The sequence below is a fragment of the Acinetobacter sp. TY2 genome (assembly GCF_046269225.1).
Taxonomy (GTDB): Bacteria; Pseudomonadota; Gammaproteobacteria; order Pseudomonadales; family Moraxellaceae; genus Acinetobacter.
In genome coordinates, this window is record NZ_JBJZOR010000013.1 from 50,738 (window position 1) to 68,453 (window position 17,716).

Here is a 17,716-nt window from a genome sequence, read left to right on the forward strand (position 1 = left end):
GGGGCAAGGCTAGAAGAGGTAATTTTAAATAAAAAATCTTTCCCTAGCCCGCTCTTAAAGGGAGGATTAGCTCGAATTTAAGATTCCGATTGTTTAAAATTCAACATACATAAGCAGACATCGATGACCGATCAACGAACGAATAAAGCAGATGTTTTGTTGCAACATACGCAGCGCTATCAATCTGGACGTTTAACGATATTTTTAGGGGCTGCGCCAGGTGTCGGGAAGACTTTTGCGATGCTCGTTCGCGCACATGAATTGGCTTTGCAAGGCAACAACATTGTCATTGGTTATGTCGAAACACATGCGCGCGCAGAAACCGAAAATTTGGTTTCAGGTCTTGCTATTATTCCCCGTAAAACTATTGTATACCAAGGGCATCAACTGGAAGAAATGGATTTGGATGCGGTGCTGGATAAAAAGCCAAGCATTGTTCTTGTTGATGAGTTTGCCCATACCAACATGCCAAGCAGTCGTCATGAAAAGCGTTGGCAAGACATCAATGAATTATTAGATGCGGGTATAGATGTTTTTACTACCATGAACATTCAGCACTTGGAAAGTTTGAATGATGTGGTGTATCAAATTACAGGCATTCGTGTGACAGAAACTGTGCCAGATTGTGTGTTTGAAAGGATTCGTGATATTCGCTTAATTGACTTGCCTGTCAATGAGTTGTTGGAGCGTTTAAATCAAGGCAAAGTTTATGTGCTTGAGCAAGCAGAACAGGCTTTGCAACGTTTTTTTAATCATTCTAACTTGACTGCTTTACGTGAGTTAGCAATGCAAACCGTTGCAAGTTATGTCGATAGTGACGTGCGTGAAAATTTTGCGATTCAAGGGATTGCGCAAATTCCATTGAAAAATCATATTTTAATTATGGTGGATGGCTATGGACATTCTGAGGCTTTGGTGCGTGCAGGCTGTCGAATTGCAGAACATCGTTTGGCGAATTGGACAGTAGTTGCATTTTCACATGATTCTCAAAGCGTTAAAAATAAAGACTATTCGCAAAATCAGTCACAAAGTCGAGAAATCGAACGTGCATTAAATTTAACAAGACAATTGGGTGGAATGACAGAAATCTTACATGGTAAACAGCATGCAAAGACCTTGTTTGATTATGTGATCGATCGAGGTATTTCCACTTTGGTTTTGGCGCAAACTGTTCAGAAAAAATATGCGACTGCTTTTTATTTCAAGCCGAATTTGATTGAACAACTGTTGAGATATCAACCGAGTTTTGAACTCAGTATTGTGCCTATTTTTTCTGAAAATAAACCATTATTTATTCTCAACCAAAGTGCTTTTCTGTCACTGCGAGAAATATGGTATGTACTTGCAACAGTCGTTGTGAGTATTGTGATTGCCAGTTTCGGGGAAAAATATCTGGGTATTGAAGAACTATCTGTTATTTTTATTACCGCCGTGGTTTTTGTGGCATCAAAAACAAGAATGCTCGCTGCAGTGCTTTCGGCACTTTTATTCTTCTTGGCGTATAACTTCTTTTTTATTTCCCCAAAATTTACGTTGCAAATTTCGGCACATCAAGGGGTGATCACTGTAGTTGCTTTCTTAGGTGCAGCCTTAATTTCTAGTCGTTTGGCTTCTCGACTCAAAGAGCAAGTCACGGCACTAAAAACGGCAAATAGCTATAATAGTATCATGCAAGATTTAGGGCAGAAGTTGTCTACAGCAGTCGATTTAAAACAGGTGCAAGAAATTGCAGAAAATAGCCTAAGCAAAAATTTAAATGCATACGTTTGGATTTATTTTCCTGAAACTTTATCTAGGGAAAACTCACAAAATGCAATTAATCAGAAAGATAAAATTTCAGCAGATTGGACATTTAAAAATCACCTACCTTCAGGGCGATTTACTCAAACTTTAACTAAAAATGAATGGTGGTTTTTACCGTTATTAGCCTCAAAGCAATGTTTAGGTGTGATTGGTTTGAAATTTCCACCTACACAATCTATTTTGAATACTGAACAAAAACAATTAGCCGAAACAATGGTGGAATATATTGCCCAAGCGATTTCTCGTACTCAACTCACCAAAGCCTTAGAAATAGCCAATGTGAATTCTGAAACTGAAAAATTACGTTCAGCATTACTCTCATCTGTTTCGCATGACTTACGTTCGCCTTTGGCTTCAATTATTGGTGCTGCAGACACTTTAAGCAATTATCGTCATTCGATGGATGAAAAAGACCAAGATGATTTATTGGAAGCGATTCATCTGGAGGGTGAGCGTTTAGATCGATATATTCAGAACTTGTTAGATATGACACGTTTAGGGCATGAGGGTTTAAGCCTAAAACGGGATTGGATTGGTGTAGATGAGTTGGTTGGTTCAGCGGTACGTCGTTTAAAACGTTATATGCCACAAGCCATTGTCAATGTAAAAATGCCTGCAGAAAGTTTGAGCTTATTTGTGCATGCTGCTTTGATTGAACAGGCGATTTTTAATGTATTGGAAAATGCAGCCAAGTTTTCACCTGAACATCAGGCAGTCATTATTGATGTTGCAAAATTCAGTGAAAATGAAATCGAAATTGCCATTACTGATCAAGGTCAGGGTATCCCTGAAGATGAAAGAGACCGTATTTTTGATATGTTTTATACCATGCAACGTGGTGATCGTGGACAGTATGGGACTGGTTTGGGTTTAACTATTGTCAAAGCCATTATTGGTGCGCATATGGGGGAAATCGTGGCATCATCAGCTAAGAAGAATCAAGGGACGTGTATTCGAATGCGGTTGCCGATTCAGCAAATTGTTTAACTTGTTCTATTATCAATGTTTTGAGGGAAAAATGTCAGAGCAAAATGTATCGACCAGTTCTATGACCAATATACTGATCATTGATGATGAAAATCAGATTCGTAAGTTTTTGGACATTGCACTTCGTGCACAAGGTTATAAAACACTTTTGGCTGAAAATGGTCAAAAAGGCTTGGAACTGTTGGCATTACAAGGCGCAGATTTAGTTATTCTAGATTTAGGTTTACCAGATTTAGATGGATTTGAGGTTTTATCTGAGCTTCGTGCGTGGTCAAATGTTCCTGTCATTGTATTATCTGTGCGTTCCGATGAGCTTGAAAAAGTGAAACTTTTAGATGCAGGTGCAAATGATTATGTGACCAAGCCGTTTAGCATACAAGAGCTTATGGCTCGAATACGTGTATTGTTACGGCAGTTTCAAAATACGGTCATTGAATCTACAATTTTTGATGATGGCTTATTGAAAATAGATTTTTCACACAGGCAAGTATTTTTAAATCAGAAACTTATTTCACTTACACGTAAAGAATATCAGTTGTTGAGTTTGTTGGCACAACACAAAGGGCAATTGATTACACAGCCACAAATTTTGAAAGATTTATGGGGACCTACGCATCAGGAGGATACGCATTATTTAAGGATTCTTGTCGCAAAATTACGAGCGAAATTGAATGATAATGCGATACAACCCAAATATATTATTACGGAACCAGGGGTTGGATTACGGTTTCTTAATATAAACGAGATCTATTAATGAGGTTATACTGTACCGAATTAGAACTGATATTTGCTGATAGACACAGAAATTTTAATTTGGTCAGCGATATATCCTCATGAGGCATTTTTATTGTCTAAAGTTTTAAAGTATCTTTTTAAATAAGCGCTAAAATATTTTTGGAATTTTAATGAATTTGCATTTCAAAAATTAAAACTTCGGCATAATCGACAGAGCAAAAATGTATATTGCCACAGTCAAGGATACGAGCAGCATCACCTATATTCAAAAATTGCTCATTGACCTGAATATGACCTTTGGCAATATGTAAATAAACATAATACTTTTCAGGAATGGTGGAATTTGCAGTTTCTTCAATATGGAATTAACCAGTATACATATTGATATCTTACTGAATAAATAATCTTTTTTAATAGTATGTTTGGAAATAATCAATTAATTTTCAAAAATTTATCTTCAGTTGAAATATGGATTTGTTGGTGTGTAGACGTCGCATCAGCAATATTCAATACCATCCAAATTTGTAAAAGATAAACGTCTTCAGTAGCTGAAGGGTTAAATTCGCAATCTATTACTCCACTGACTGTATTCATTAGCTAAACGTCACCCGAAATAATGACAGAGCCATTGTTCATGGAGTCTTTATCTTCAAGTGACCCTTCGAGTAAATAGGTCATGATTTCCATATTACGATGTGAATGTGTACGCACACCTTTAGAGGGTTTAGTCACATCTTCATTATTAAGATGGCTCAAACAGCATCATTTTATGTCTCTAAATTTGCTATAGTGTTGATAGAGTTGGGGACATAACAAATGCATTTTAATTTCGAAATTGATACCACATGGTGTTTAGAACAATTATTTAAAGATGGAAGAATCTCTGAACGAGACAAATTATTGGTTCAAACCACGCATAGACAGCGTGAACAATTGCGATGGCATCCATTACAATGGATTGCAAACTTTAATCTCAGTGATTTAGAAAAACCGCAAAATCGAATGACACTCACGGCATTGAGTCAATGGTTATCTGCCAAAGCTGAGTTGCCTTTCTATGTGATTGATCCACTCAAAGCCGATGTATCGGCATTGACTGGCGTGATGTCACAAGAGTTTGCACTTCGCAATAAAATTCTTGCTGTGGAATGTGGCGCAGATAAAATTCTCATCGGTTCAGATCAGCCTTTTGTCACCGATTGGGTGCATAACTTAGAACGTAGTTTAAGCCCGAAAAAAATTGAACGGGTTTTTTTAAGTCCTGAGCAACTACAGCGCTATTTAACTGAATATTATCAAGTGAGTCGTGCAGTTAGCTCTTCACAGAAATCAGGCTTGCATGGTAATGAAAATAAAGGTGTAGAAGCACTTTTACAATTAGGTGATACGCAAAGCCCCGATGCTAATGATCAACATATTGTCAAATTAGTCGATTGGGTTTTACAGTTTGCCTTTGAACAGGGTGCAAGTGATATTCATCTTGAGCCACGTAAGGAAAATGGTAAGGTTCGGTTTCGTATCGATGGTGTATTGCACACTATTTATAACATGCCTGCAAATACGCTGACGGCAGTAATTTCACGTATTAAAATTTTAGGTCGCATGAATGTTGCTGAAAAACGTAAACCGCAAGATGGGCGTTTAAAAACTCGCACACCGAAAGGGCTTGAAACAGAATTACGTTTATCGACTTTGCCAACGGCTTTTGGTGAAAAGTTAGTGATGCGTATTTTTGATCCTGAAGTTTTGGTCAGAAGTTTTCAGCAGTTGGGTTTTGATGAGCGTTTACTTAATTCTTGGCATGCACTCACGGCGCACAGTCACGGTATTATTTTGGTCACAGGGCCAACAGGTTCGGGGAAAACCACGACGCTATATTCATCTTTAAAAGCATTGGCAACGGAACAGGTAAATGTCTGTACCATTGAAGACCCGATTGAAATGTTAGAGCCAAGTTTTAACCAAATGCAGGTCAATCAAGGTATTGACCTTGGTTTCGCTGACGGTGTACGTGCCTTAATGCGCCAAGACCCTGACATTATTATGGTTGGGGAAATTCGTGACCATGACACAGCAAACATGGCAATTCAGGCGGCACTTACAGGGCATTTGGTGCTTTCAACGCTACATACCAATGATGCACCATCAAGCTTAACACGTTTACATGATTTAGGAATTCAACCTTTCCTAACTTCAGCAACGATTTTGGGTGTATTGGCACAGCGTTTGGTGCGTAAGTTGTGTCCACAGTGTAAAAAACAAAGTTTGATTAATTCACAAGAATGGGAACATTTAACTTTTGATTATATTATGGAAATGCCTGAGCAAGTCTATATGCCAGTAGGCTGTGAAGCATGTCGGCAAACTGGTTATAAAGGACGTGTTGGGATTTATGAGTTTATGCCAATCAGCCTAGAAGCCAAACAAAAAATTAGTGCGGAATGTACTTTAGATGAACTTCGAGCGCAGACGAAGAAAGAGGGTATTGAACCGTTGAGAATTGCAGGTGCTCGTAAAGTCATGGAAGGTGTGACCACTTTAGAAGAAGTATTACGTGTTGTGCCACTGACTTAATATTTTTTAATGAATTTTTGCTTGAAGATAAAAAACGGTGATGGATAACATCACCGTTTTTTTAATACATGCAACTAAAAATACAATGCATTTGATTTGAATGAATTAATTCTTAGGTTCAGGCGGTGTCATACCAAACTGTAAATATGCTTGATTGGTGGCAATACGTCCACGGGCGGTGCGCATTGCATAACCTTGTTGAATTAAGTAAGGCTCAATCACATCTTCTAATGTTCCTGAATCTTCTGCCATAGCAGCAGCTAAAGCCTCAACACCTGCAGGACCACCATCAAAGCGTTCGAGTAACATCGTTAAATAACGACGATCGAGTGTGTCCAAACCATCTTTATCGACATTGAGCATATCCAAAGCACGCTGTGCCATTTCTTTGGTTACTTCACCTGTACCTTTGACTTGTGCATAGTCACGTACACGACGTAGCAAGCGGTTGACAATACGAGGCGTACCACGAGCACGATGGGCAATTTCAATTGCACCTTCATCGGTCATAAGAACATCCATTAACGATGCTGAACGAGCGACAATATGCGTTAAATCTTCAACTGAATAAAATTCAAGGCGTTGCACAATCCCAAAACGATCACGCAGTGGAGACGTCAGTAAACCTGCACGAGTTGTAGCGGCAACTAAGGTAAATGGGGGTAAATCGAGTTTAATTGAGCGAGCCGCAGGACCTTCGCCAATCATAATATCGAGTTGGTAGTCCTCCATCGCAGGGTAAAGAATTTCTTCAATTACTGGGGAAAGTCGATGGATTTCATCAATAAAGAGCACATCGCCCTCTTCGAGATTGGTTAGCATGGCCGCCAAATCGCCTGCACGTTCGAGTACAGGGCCAGAGGTAGATTTTAAATTCCCACCCATTTCACGGGCAATAATGTTTGCCAATGTCGTTTTACCCAAACCTGGCGGACCAAAGATCAGTGTGTGATCAAGTGCTTCACCACGACCTCGTGCTGCGCCAATAAAAATTTCCATTTGCTCTCGTACCACAGGCTGACCAATATAGTCATCGAGGGAAGTTGGGCGGATGGCACGATCAAAATGATCTTCGGGTTTTTCAGAACCACTGATTAAACGGTCTTGCATTGGATGATTGATCTAACTCTTATAGCGTTAATTTATCAGGATTGGCTTATTTATTCATTGACTTCAAAGCAGCACGAATAATATCACCTGCTTCAGTAAATTCGCCTTTGGCAGCATTTACTAGCTTCTGTGCTTCGGCAGGTTTATAACCTAAAGATTGTAAAGCGGCCTCCGCTTCAGCCACCGCAGAATTACCCATAAATTGGATTTGTGTTGAAGTTGAACCACTTGCCACAGCACTTGTAGTAAAGGCTTTGAAGCGATCACGTAATTCAATCATCAAGCGTTCAGCTGTTTTCGCACCAACACCTGGAACTTTGACTAATGTTTTTACATCGCCATGTTCAACGGTGTGTACCAACATTTCTACACTTAAAGTTGAAAGAATACCTAAAGCCATTTTAGGACCAACGCCGTTGACTTTAAGGAGCGTACGGAAAATATTTTTTTCTTGTGGGTTTAAAAAACCATACAAAAGTTGGGCATCTTCACGGACGGCTAAATGTGTCCATAGCGTGACTTTTTGTCCTTTTTGCAGTTGGCAAAAGGTTGACAATGGGGTGTCGACTTCATAACCCACACCATTTACATTTAAAAGTACAGTTGGCGCTTCCAACGCTAAAACTTCACCAATGAGACATCCGATCATTATGTTTGTTCACTTCTAAGTTCAGCTTACTTTTTATTAAGTAAGCTTTTATTGCGGTTTATTACGATACTTTTAAATGAATGTGTATCGTATTGATATCCAAATTCGTTGAGAGAGTATAACGAAGCAAGGGAAATTACCAATCTTTCAAATATTAAATGGATTAAAAGAAACCAACCTTATTGCCTTGTAACTCTTGTGCCAATTGATAGGCCTGATGATCTGAAAATTTACTGACAATATCTAAAACTTGCATAATATTGTCGTAGTGATCATCACTAAAACGTGCGCCAAAACGTTCTATTATTGACAATAAACGACCATCTTTAAAACTCAAAGTTTTGTTTGGTGTTGTAAGCGGAATAAAGGCATCTAAAATATGTTGTAAACTTTGATGTGCAATAATTTCTAAACCTGACTTTTGTGGATGTTCAAAAATTTTATCACGGGCTAAATTCTTTGCTCGGTCAATACCCATCTCGATATCTTCAGCGCAATATTGCAATAAAGAGCCTTTGAGTTGCCCTGAGATAATTTGCCAATGATGTTTAGCAAATGCTGTAGTTACCTCGTCTACAAGTCGTTTCATCACTCGACCACGTAATGCCGCAATTTTTTGTTGCCATGTGGTATAGGGCATACTGAGTTCGGCAGGAATACTGAACTCACCCAATAGATCTAAGAAAATGGGTTCCACTTCTTCATAAGAGAGCATGTTTAAAATAATGCCATCTTCAAGATCAATCAGCGCATAACAAATATCATCGGCAGCTTCGAGTAAATAAGTGAGCGGATGACGACACCAATGATACTCACCCAACTGAATTAAACCGAGTTGATCAGCAATTTGTTTGAGTATGTCTTTTTCAGCTTGGTAACAACCAAACTTAGCACGCTTACTTGCAGGTGTATCACCTTGAGATTCGATGGTTTTAGATAGCCATGGGTACTTTAAGTAAGCCCCTAAGGTTGCGTAAGTAAGACGCATGCCACCATCATTTGGATGATAATCAATTTTAGTGAGTAGTCTTAATCCTTGTGCATTGCCTTCAAACTGACGGACATCGGCTTGTTGTTCTAGACTTAAATCTTTTAAAAAATCGGTATGGGAGGCATCGTCAAACCATTCCCGAATCGCATATTCACCTGCATGACCAAACGGTGGATTACCAATGTCGTGCGCCAAGCATGCTGCTTGAATGATTGCACCAACATCGGCAGGGGAAATCCAAACAGGTAGTTCATCTTTGATTTTTTCGGCTGCAAGCATACCGAGCGAACGTCCAATACAAGACACTTCGAGTGAATGCGTTAAACGTGTGTGAATACCATCATGTTGCGTCAGTGGATGGACTTGGGTTTTTCTGTTGAGCTGTCTAAAACTTTGCGAAAATATAATGCGATCATAATCTTTATGAAATGGGCTGCGAGCCTGTTCTGTACTTTGTTTTTTACTTCCTAAACGAACCGTTGAAAGTAGTTCTAACCAACGCATTTGAGTCATTTATCGTTATTCATATCTTCGTTGGATTCATCATGCCAAATTTATAGTGAATGTACTAGAGGAGGGCGACATCAGTTGTCTTGTTCAATTATTTTTAATTGGATTTTGCAAGTTTTTGAGAATTACACCAAGTTTGTAGGATTGAAGTTTGCACAATTATTATGAATTGGCATTTGATAATAAATATTATCTTCAGTTTCAGAAAAATAAAAATAGTTTTGAGAGTCTTTACCGTATCGCCAGTATCCACCAGAACCTTCATCAATTTGAATGGGAGTAAATTGAAAAATATTGCTTTCTTTGGGAATGTAATTGCTATTATCTGTGATCAGCATCCAAAGGTTTGAAGTCGAATATGTAAATATACTGATTAATAAGAAAATAAAAATGCTTATGATTAGTGCAATAGTCTTATTTTTCATAAAAATAAAGATTTCCTTTTTTTTGTATACCAAGATTTAAATTAGCCATAGCATTTTCAGCATCTTTACCTTTCCCGTTATAGGCTTTGATAACTTTCTTTAAATCATCGTACGATAGAGTACCGTTAAAGCATCGTTTCAATTCACGATCAATTAAAAAGCGAAGATGAGCTGCTGCGTAATATAAATCATTTCTCCAATCATCACCTGAAATTCTAGTATCTGTATTTAAACCTAAAATATCCTTTTTTACAGAAGTAGGTATAGGGGGACGTCCATATTTTTTGATACAATTTTGAACCCCGTCTAATAAAGCTTTATCACTAACATTTGCAATTCCTGATGAACCTTTAGAAACTTTATCAGGAATAATCGAAATAATCAGATCGATAGCATTTGCAGCTGTAGTAATAGATCTTTCACCAAACTGAGCAACTCTTCTCCAATAGGGAGTATTTGGATTATTTTCGTTTTGTAGTATAAGTGCTAATAATATGTGTGGGATTTTGTGATATTCACATGCTTCTTTAACCCATTTTCTTAAATCTGAATCATTTATAAATATAATATTTTCTGCTCTTGGTGCAATCCAATAGAGTTTGATTGGAGATTTAATATCGCCATGGAATGATGGAATTCTATTTTCATCTACAAATTGAGCTACTTCATGTCCCGTACATTCACAAAGTACAATTTTTTTTACTGATTTATCTGCCTGCAGAGTTGTACTTGTACTACGAGCGGTGCAATACGTTAATTCACTCATGAATTTCCCTTATTTTTAATAATCGTATGTAATTTTAAATGAAATAATTTCAGAAGAGTTTGAGGTTGAAATTAAATGCGTATAGCCATTGCTATCTGTCACCCCTGATTCTTCACTGCCATCGGCTCTTGTAACGATATATTTTGTATTTTTTATCGGTTCGTCTGATTCACTCATAATTTGATATTTATCATCAAAAATTAATTTATTTGTATTTGATAAGAAGGAGGAATGAGTATCGTGAGATTTAACTTGAGAGGGTGTTACATTTTCTCCAATAACTAAAAATTGTTTTTCAATTAAACGAGCACCACAAGTAAAGTGATCACCAGCAAAAGCTACTGTTTTGCCATCAAAAATAATGAAATCATTACTTTTTATTAAGGTTGACCAACACTTGCATTTGGGGCAAAAGAATCCATCCCCTGCTCTTAAAAATAGACTGCCATCAGTAGAACTTCTTTGTTGAGTAGAAATTACAATACCACCATGATTGGTTGTTGAGCCATGTATGCCAAAAGGTTTCACTTTTGTCTCTATAATATTTTATATTTTTTATTGATAGTTACTTTATATTTTCTAATGAATTATTGCAATGAACTTGTTGCTTTAAATTTGATTTTTTCAAATCAGCTAAGCTTTAATTTAAAAGTAATGACTATTGGATTTTAATTGCCAAAGAAAATGCACAGACAGGTGAATTCAGCTATTCAGTCAATTAAATCAATTGTTACGAATCATGTTTGAATTTGAAAGTCAAAGAAAATCGGACATTTAAAAGCATGATTTCAGCATATTTTAAGTCTTATATGACTAGCTGAAAACTTGCATTCGCAGTAGAATATGCGCTCTCTTCAAGTCACATTGCGGTATGGTTGTCTAAACCTGCCCGTGGAGCCAAAATCAGCATGTTTATCGTTGCCGGTGCACCTGCACACTCTTCTTTTAAGCAAACACAACTTTTAACACGCCTTGCGTCTATGAGTTCTGTTCAATCAATAGAAAGCCAATGGGTTTACCTTTTCGACCAAGCGCTTAGCGAGCAACAACAGCAATCTGCACTACAACTTTTAAATGATGGCGCATCGTTTGAAGTTCGTCAGGCTGCGAGTGATGAAGTCCAAATTTTAGTGACACCACGTGTCGGTACAATTTCGCCTTGGTCATCAAAGGCAACTGATATTTTTGCCAACTGTAATACGCCAATACACCGCCTTGAACGCGGTGTTTTGTTTACTTTAAAGGGGATTTCTACAATCTCTGATGAAGTGAAACAAGTTTTACATGATCGTATGACAGAAAGCGTATTCAATCAAATTGATGATGCGGCTGCATTATTTTCTGAAACGGAACCAAAACCTTTAAATAGCATTGATATTTTAGGAAAAGGTAAAGAAGAGTTAGTGAAAGCAAACTCTGAGTTTGGCTTTGCATTGTCTGATGAAGAAATCGATTATTTAACGGCTGCATTTACCAAAATTGGTCGTAATCCACATGACATCGAACTCATGATGTTTGCACAAGCAAATTCTGAACATTGTCGTCATAAAATCTTTGGTTCTGAATGGACAATTGATGGTGAAAAACAACCATTGTCATTGTTCCAAATGATCAAAAATACTTATAAAGAATCACCTACAGATGTCTTGTCAGCATATAAAGACAACGCTTCTGTAATTGTGGGCTTTGACACTCAGCGTTTTTATCCAAAACAAGATGCTGAAACAGGTCATCACGTTTATAAATATAAGAGCCAAGCTGCTCATATTTTAATGAAAGTGGAAACTCACAACCACCCAACTGCAATTGCACCATTTGCTGGTGCTGCGACAGGTTCAGGCGGTGAAATCCGTGATGAAGGCGCAACAGGTCGTGGTGGTAAGCCAAAAGCTGGCTTAACAGGTTTTACTGTTTCTAACTTGAATATTCCAGGCTTTGAACAGCCGTGGGAAGATAATTACGGCAAACCATCTCGTATGGCTTCACCTTTGCAGATCATGATCGACGGTCCTTTGGGCGGTGCTGCATTTAACAATGAATTTGGTCGTCCTGCGCTTAATGGTTATTTCCGTACCTTTGAACAAAACGTCAATGGCGATGTAAAAGGTTTCCATAAACCAATTATGATCGCAGGTGGTTACGGTAACATTCGTCCTGACCACGTTGAAAAAGATCCAATCCAACCGGGCGATTTACTGATTGTTCTCGGTGGTCCTGCAATGTTGATCGGTTTAGGTGGTGGAGCTGCATCTTCTGTAGATAGCGGTAAACTCGGCGAAAACCTAGATTTCGCATCTGTACAACGTGAAAATCCAGAAATGGAACGTCGTTGCCAAGAAGTCATTGATACCTGCTGGCGCATGGAAGATTACAACCCAATCGTGTCTGTACATGATGTAGGGGCAGGTGGTGTGTCGAATGCGATGCCAGAACTTGTGAATGATCATGAACTTGGTGCTATTCTTGACCTGCGTAAAATTCCTTCATTGGAAAAAGGCATGTCGCCAATGGAAATTTGGTCTAATGAGGCGCAAGAGCGTTATGTATTGGCGATTCGTCCAAGCTCATTAGAATTGTTTGAATCAATTTGTGCGCGTGAACGCTGTCCGTTTGCTGTATTAGGTGAAGCGACTGAAGCACGTCAGTTGACTGTAAACGATCCATTGTTTGATAACAAAGCTGTGGATATGCCGATGCAGGTCATGCTTGGCGGAACGCCTCGAATGAGTCGTTCTTACGATTCTATCGAACGTCATGGTGATGATTTCACAGCAGAAACCGTGACTGATTTGAAAGATGCAATTTTCCGTGTTTTGAAAAATCCAACAGTTGCCTCTAAATCATTCCTCATTACCATTGGTGACCGTTCAATCACAGGTATGGTTGTACGTGACCAAATGGTCGGTCGTTGGCAAGTGCCTGTAGCGGATGCTGCAGTAACGACTACAAGCCTCGTGGGTTATACAGGTGAAGCAATGGCAATGGGTGAACGTCCACCTGTAGCATTGCTTAATCCTGCTGCTTCTGCACGTTTATCCGTTGCGGAATCAATCTCGAATATCATGTGTTCTAAAATTGACCAAATCAGTGATATTAAACTCTCTGCAAACTGGATGGCTGCTGCTGGGCAACAAGGTGAAGACCAAGCATTATTCGAAGGCGTAAAAGCCATCGGTATGGAAATGTGTCCTGCACTCGGTATTGCAATTCCAGTCGGTAAAGATTCATTGTCAATGCGTACGACATGGAATGAAGAAGGTGAAGACAAATCAGTTACTTCTCCAATGTCAGGCGTAATTACAGCATTTGCACCTGTAACTGATGTACGTAAAACATTGACACCTGAATTGAAAAATGAAGATTCAGTGCTCGTACGTATAGATTTATCTAAAGGTCAGTTCCGTTTAGGTGGTTCAATCCTTGCTCAAGTGTATAAAGCGATAGGTTCTGTGACACCTGATGTCGATAATTTTGAAGAGTTCAAAGCATTCTTTGACTTGGTTCAAGATTGGAACAATCGTGGTTTGATCAAGGCTTACCATGACATCGGTGATGGTGGTTTACTTGCAACTGTTGCTGAAATGATGTTCGCTTCACGTTTAGGTGTAGCGCTTGAAGACCAATCAACTGCGGCATTATTTGCAGAAGAAATTGGTGCAGTGCTCCAAATTTCTAAAGCAGATTGGGCAACATTGGAAGCTGAAGTTGCAGTATCAACATTGAGCGATGCCATTACGGTTGTGGGTACTGTAAATGATACAGATACATTAACCATTAATGGTTTGAACTTAGACCGTGCTGAATTACAACAAGCATGGACTGAAGTGTCTTATCAAATTCAGCGCTTACGTGACAACGTAGAAACTGCCGATCAAGAATATAGCTTGATAGCCAATAAAGAACACAAGGGCTTAATCGCATTACCAATATTCGATTTGAATGAACCTGTTGAAGCACCGTACATCAACGAACGTCGTCCAAACATGGTGATTTTACGAGAACAAGGCGTAAATGGTCATGTCGAAATGGCTGCTGCATTTGACAAGGTTGGCTTTAACACTGTCGATGTTCATATGAGCGATTTACTCGCAGGTCGTATTGATCTTGATGAGTTTGAAGGTTTAGTGGCATGTGGTGGTTTCTCATATGGTGACGTATTGGGCGCAGGCGGTGGTTGGGCGAAATCTGTATTGTTTAACCCACAATTACGTGATCAATTTGAGAAATTCTTTAACCGTGACAATACCTTCTCTGTCGGTATTTGTAATGGTTGTCAAATGTTGTCACAACTTGCACCTTTAATTCCAGGTGCAGAGCATTGGCCACGTTTCCAACGCAATACTTCAGAAATGTTTGAAGCACGTGTGGTGAACGTAAAAGTTGAAAAATCGGCTTCAATCTTGCTAACGGGTATGGAAGGTTCGATTCTTCCGATCGCTGTGGCGCATGGCGAAGGTCGTGCAGAAACTTCGGCTGAAAAATTTGCAGCATTAAATGTAGGTAACCAAGTGGTTCTACGTTATGTGGATAGCTTCGGTAACCCAACGCAACAGTATCCAATGAACCCGAACGGTTCACCTGATGCGATTTCAGGCGTAACGTCTAAAGATGGTCGTGCAACCATTATGATGCCGCACCCTGAACGTAACTTCCGTGCGATTCAGCATTCTTGGAAACCTGAAGAATGGACTGAAGATGGTGCATGGTTACGTATGTTCCGCAATGCTCGTCAGTTTATTGGTTAATTGATTTAATCAAAAATAAAAAAGCCCCGAAAGGGGCTTTTTTATTGATGAATAATTGGAAAGTTGAAATTGTGAAGTTTGGCACATAAATTTTAATTGCTTACAATTTAAACATTGGCTTATTTTTTGCTTCATATACATTGTCTAAATAAGACTCGTATTTTGTTCCGAAATGTTCAAAAAAAATGCAAAAATGAGGAGTTAAAAATGATAAAAGTAGCTAACTATAACAATGTCACCTCCATTGCCCTACGTCAAAAAGGATGGAAACTTTTTGGTGCAGTCTTATTATTACAAATTATGATGGTGAGTGCAGGATATCTATTTCGTTTATATGGATAAGAAACTCAAAATATTTTAAATTGGATTAATTGGATTAATTGGATTAATTGGATTAATTGGATTAATTGGATAACAGCAGAAAAGGAGTATTTTGAAAATTATAAATGATGAAATAATGTTGATTTTATTTAAAAAATTTCTTTTTATAAGGAGCTATGGTGTTACCGTCAAATGATTGAACTTAATCTTTTATTAAATTAAAAAGCAGTATGCGCTGATTCATACTGCTTATTCCCACTTTTTTATTGTTAAGTTTTTTCTTGTTATTTTGTCAAGATTAAACGGTTATTACGTGTTAAGCGTAAACGATATTCTTCACCTGCATGCATAATGCGGATTTCACGACCCAAAGCAAATAAATTGTTTGAGTGCAACATTGGTAGAGCGTGAGTTGATTCTGTACGTGTAAATAGGCTAAAAGGTGCGTTCATTGTTGTAACTCCGTTTTTGTGGGGTGTCTTTGAGTGATTTAAATGATAATCATTATCGAATAGACCTGTCAATGCAATTTTTATCATTTTTAAAAAAAGTTACAATAGGACAATGAAGTAAAAATAGCACTGAGGTCAATGATGGCAAAGCCTTCTATTCATGTAGCAATCGCACTACTTTTTCATCGTGGAAAAGTTTTGGTGGGTTGGCGAAATGCAGAGCAACATCAGGGGAATAAGCATGAATTTCCAGGCGGTAAATTTGAAGAAAAAGAAACGCCCATCCAAGCTTGTCGTCGTGAAGTTATGGAAGAAGTTGGAATTGATCTGACCGATTGGCACAATTTTGATTTTGTACAGCATGATTATGATGATCTTCAAGTTAATCTGCACTTTTTCCATACCTATGTTGATGATACGCAATTGGCTACAATAGTAGAGCCTTGGACGTGGTTTAAGCGTGAAGAATTAGACGGTTTAAACTTTCCTAAAGCCAATCAAGATATAGTTAATCGTTTAGTATTGCCACAACACATTAAAATTACGACAGACCTTTCAGATATCGTTCAGCTTGCTGAAAATACGTTGTTGTATTGGCGTATGCAGTTAAAAGTGCATGAACTTGAAACAGCGTTATCCGCATTGCCAAATGAACAATTAGCAAAAATTATGCTGAACGTTGTGCAATGGCAACAGCTTTCAAAGGATTTACAACAACGGATAGGCTTTATCCATTTTAAACAAAATCAACTGATAGAGTATCAATCTAAAGATCGTCCGCAAGGCGTTATATGTATAGCTGCATGTCATGATTTGAGCTCATTACAGCAAGCTCAACAGATTGGAGTTGATGCTGCAATTTTAAGTCCTGTACAAGCAACGAATACGCATCCTGATGTTCAACCCCTTGGATGGACTCAATTTTCTGAATTTACTAAAGCAATGGATATTCCTGTTTATGCCTTAGGTGGAATGAAACCAAGCGATTTGGAGCAAATTCAACAACATCAAGGTTATGGTGTCGCAGGCATATCAAATTTTTAATTTGAATGGCTGATTGAAGAGCTATAGTGCTTTTAAACGTGTTTGTGCTTCCTGAATCAGGGCTGTATTTTTTTGAACTTGCCCTGATTTAAGAATAACCTGCCAAAGTTGCTTTTTAGAAGATTGGGTTTGTGCATAACTCAGCCCACGGCGTGCTAAAAATTCTGCATTGCTGGCTTTATTTTGCTTCAATGCAATTTCAGAAAGCCAATAGTAGCTTTCGTCAGATTGTGGCGCGAGCCGTTGTACGTGTAGAGCATATTTCTCAGCTTCTGCCCATTTTCCTTGCTGAAATGCTGTCTTTGTTGCTTGAAGCAAATGTTTAACGGCAGGCGTTTCACGACCATCGTCAAACTTTTGTGGAGTAGGTAATACTTTCGGTTGTGAGGTGACAATAGGCACTTTAGGTGCTTTTTCCCGAATAATTTCAGGATAGTCATACGTGGTAATTTTTACTCCATCGGATGTTGTGATTGAGGGCTTTGTTGGTGTAGGTGGAGTATGGGGCGTGACTTTTTGAGGTACAGGTGTAGATTGACATGCCGTTAATCCAACGATAATACCTACACCCAACAGCACACAACGAAGTATTTGAGATTGCATC

Annotated in this window: 16 protein-coding genes; 6 read left to right on the plus strand and 10 right to left on the minus strand. The window is 38.5% G+C overall.

Features of this window, described 5'->3' with window-relative positions:
• Window positions 1–123: 123 nt before the first annotated feature.
• Both ACK1JC_RS09945 and ACK1JC_RS09950 read left to right on the plus strand, forming a co-directional pair.
• The gene (locus ACK1JC_RS09945) at window positions 124–2,790 is read left to right on the plus strand and encodes an ATP-binding protein (protein ID WP_409511709.1); all 2,667 of its coding nucleotides are present in this window, start codon (window positions 124–126) and stop codon (window positions 2,788–2,790) included.
• A gap of 31 nt (window positions 2,791–2,821) precedes the next feature.
• The gene (locus tag ACK1JC_RS09950; protein ID WP_409511710.1) at window positions 2,822–3,544 is read left to right on the plus strand and encodes a response regulator; all 723 of its coding nucleotides are present in this window, start codon (window positions 2,822–2,824) and stop codon (window positions 3,542–3,544) included.
• 148 nt (window positions 3,545–3,692) lie between these two features.
• On the opposite strand, the gene ACK1JC_RS09955 is transcribed toward ACK1JC_RS09950, so the two are convergent.
• Together ACK1JC_RS09955 and ACK1JC_RS09960 are read right to left on the minus strand one after the other, a co-directional pair.
• Window positions 3,693–3,884 (minus strand): pirin, encoded by a 192-nt coding sequence (locus ACK1JC_RS09955; RefSeq protein ID WP_409511759.1) that lies wholly within the window; start codon window positions 3,882–3,884, stop codon window positions 3,693–3,695.
• 238 nt (window positions 3,885–4,122) lie between these two features.
• Window positions 4,123–4,281 (minus strand): pirin family protein, encoded by a 159-nt coding sequence (locus ACK1JC_RS09960; RefSeq protein WP_409511711.1) that lies wholly within the window; start codon window positions 4,279–4,281, stop codon window positions 4,123–4,125.
• A 60-nt stretch (window positions 4,282–4,341) separates the two neighbouring features.
• Here ACK1JC_RS09960 and ACK1JC_RS09965 point away from each other — a divergent pair, with 60 nt between their 5' ends.
• On the plus strand, window positions 4,342–6,099 hold the full coding sequence (locus ACK1JC_RS09965; RefSeq protein WP_409511712.1) for a GspE/PulE family protein: 1,758 nt from the start codon (window positions 4,342–4,344) through the stop codon (window positions 6,097–6,099).
• A gap of 105 nt (window positions 6,100–6,204) precedes the next feature.
• On the opposite strand, the gene ruvB is transcribed toward ACK1JC_RS09965, so the two are convergent.
• The 6 genes from ruvB to ACK1JC_RS09995 all read right to left on the minus strand — a co-directional run bounded on the left by ruvB (window position 6,205) and on the right by ACK1JC_RS09995 (window position 11,078).
• Window positions 6,205–7,209: a Holliday junction branch migration DNA helicase RuvB gene (gene ruvB, locus ACK1JC_RS09970; protein WP_409511713.1), complete on the minus strand. Its 1,005-nt coding sequence runs from the start codon at window positions 7,207–7,209 to the stop codon at window positions 6,205–6,207.
• Between the two features lie 46 nt (window positions 7,210–7,255).
• Complete coding sequence (gene ruvA, locus ACK1JC_RS09975; protein ID WP_409511714.1) at window positions 7,256–7,858, minus strand: Holliday junction branch migration protein RuvA; 603 nt, start codon at window positions 7,856–7,858, stop codon at window positions 7,256–7,258.
• 163 nt (window positions 7,859–8,021) lie between these two features.
• Window positions 8,022–9,362, minus strand: coding sequence for a deoxyguanosinetriphosphate triphosphohydrolase (locus ACK1JC_RS09980; RefSeq protein ID WP_409511715.1), 1,341 nt, complete (start codon window positions 9,360–9,362; stop codon window positions 8,022–8,024).
• 122 nt (window positions 9,363–9,484) lie between these two features.
• Window positions 9,485–9,784 carry a hypothetical protein gene (locus ACK1JC_RS09985; protein WP_409511716.1) on the minus strand — a complete coding sequence of 100 codons (300 nt, stop codon included), beginning with the start codon at window positions 9,782–9,784 and terminating at the stop codon, window positions 9,485–9,487.
• Complete coding sequence (locus ACK1JC_RS09990) at window positions 9,774–10,550, minus strand: hypothetical protein (RefSeq protein ID WP_409511717.1); 777 nt, start codon at window positions 10,548–10,550, stop codon at window positions 9,774–9,776. The genes ACK1JC_RS09985 and ACK1JC_RS09990 overlap by 11 nt, the downstream gene beginning before the upstream one ends.
• A gap of 15 nt (window positions 10,551–10,565) precedes the next feature.
• Window positions 10,566–11,078, minus strand: coding sequence for a PAAR domain-containing protein (locus ACK1JC_RS09995; protein ID WP_409511718.1), 513 nt, complete (start codon window positions 11,076–11,078; stop codon window positions 10,566–10,568).
• Window positions 11,079–11,458: 380 nt separating this feature from the next.
• On the opposite strand from ACK1JC_RS09995, the gene purL reads away from it, so the two are divergent.
• Both purL and ACK1JC_RS10005 read left to right on the plus strand, forming a co-directional pair.
• On the plus strand, window positions 11,459–15,295 hold the full coding sequence (gene purL, locus ACK1JC_RS10000; protein WP_409511719.1) for a phosphoribosylformylglycinamidine synthase: 3,837 nt from the start codon (window positions 11,459–11,461) through the stop codon (window positions 15,293–15,295).
• A gap of 207 nt (window positions 15,296–15,502) precedes the next feature.
• Window positions 15,503–15,637 carry a KGW motif small protein gene (locus ACK1JC_RS10005; RefSeq protein WP_409511720.1) on the plus strand — a complete coding sequence of 45 codons (135 nt, stop codon included), beginning with the start codon at window positions 15,503–15,505 and terminating at the stop codon, window positions 15,635–15,637.
• 263 nt (window positions 15,638–15,900) lie between these two features.
• Here the strand turns inward: ACK1JC_RS10005 and hemP are convergent, their stop codons facing one another.
• Complete coding sequence (gene hemP, locus ACK1JC_RS10010) at window positions 15,901–16,068, minus strand: hemin uptake protein HemP (protein ID WP_409511721.1); 168 nt, start codon at window positions 16,066–16,068, stop codon at window positions 15,901–15,903.
• A 141-nt stretch (window positions 16,069–16,209) separates the two neighbouring features.
• Here hemP and ACK1JC_RS10015 point away from each other — a divergent pair, with 141 nt between their 5' ends.
• On the plus strand, window positions 16,210–17,112 hold the full coding sequence (locus ACK1JC_RS10015) for an NUDIX domain-containing protein (protein ID WP_409511722.1): 903 nt from the start codon (window positions 16,210–16,212) through the stop codon (window positions 17,110–17,112).
• Window positions 17,113–17,133: 21 nt separating this feature from the next.
• On the opposite strand, the gene ACK1JC_RS10020 is transcribed toward ACK1JC_RS10015, so the two are convergent.
• Window positions 17,134–17,715 (minus strand): tetratricopeptide repeat protein, encoded by a 582-nt coding sequence (locus ACK1JC_RS10020; protein ID WP_409511723.1) that lies wholly within the window; start codon window positions 17,713–17,715, stop codon window positions 17,134–17,136.
• Window position 17,716: the final 1 nt, after the last annotated feature.

Bases quoted from the DNA above. Each gene is read 5' to 3' on its own strand.
- ACK1JC_RS09945 (WP_409511709.1), top strand. From the start codon at position 124: ATGACCGATCAACGAACGAATAAAGCAGATGTTTTGTTGCAACATACG.
- ACK1JC_RS09950 (WP_409511710.1), top strand. From the start codon at position 2,822: ATGTCAGAGCAAAATGTATCGACCAGTTCTATGACCAATATACTGATC.
- ACK1JC_RS09965 (WP_409511712.1), top strand. From the start codon at position 4,342: ATGCATTTTAATTTCGAAATTGATACCACATGGTGTTTAGAACAATTA.
- ruvB (WP_409511713.1), bottom strand. From the start codon at position 7,209: ATGCAAGACCGTTTAATCAGTGGTTCTGAAAAACCCGAAGATCATTTT.
- ruvA (WP_409511714.1), bottom strand. From the start codon at position 7,858: ATGATCGGATGTCTCATTGGTGAAGTTTTAGCGTTGGAAGCGCCAACT.
- ACK1JC_RS09980 (WP_409511715.1), bottom strand. From the start codon at position 9,362: ATGACTCAAATGCGTTGGTTAGAACTACTTTCAACGGTTCGTTTAGGA.
- ACK1JC_RS09985 (WP_409511716.1), bottom strand. From the start codon at position 9,784: ATGAAAAATAAGACTATTGCACTAATCATAAGCATTTTTATTTTCTTA.
- ACK1JC_RS09990 (WP_409511717.1), bottom strand. From the start codon at position 10,550: ATGAGTGAATTAACGTATTGCACCGCTCGTAGTACAAGTACAACTCTG.
- purL (WP_409511719.1), top strand. From the start codon at position 11,459: ATGTTTATCGTTGCCGGTGCACCTGCACACTCTTCTTTTAAGCAAACA.
- ACK1JC_RS10005 (WP_409511720.1), top strand. From the start codon at position 15,503: ATGATAAAAGTAGCTAACTATAACAATGTCACCTCCATTGCCCTACGT.
- hemP (WP_409511721.1), bottom strand. From the start codon at position 16,068: ATGAACGCACCTTTTAGCCTATTTACACGTACAGAATCAACTCACGCT.
- ACK1JC_RS10015 (WP_409511722.1), top strand. From the start codon at position 16,210: ATGGCAAAGCCTTCTATTCATGTAGCAATCGCACTACTTTTTCATCGT.
- ACK1JC_RS10020 (WP_409511723.1), bottom strand. From the start codon at position 17,715: ATGCAATCTCAAATACTTCGTTGTGTGCTGTTGGGTGTAGGTATTATC.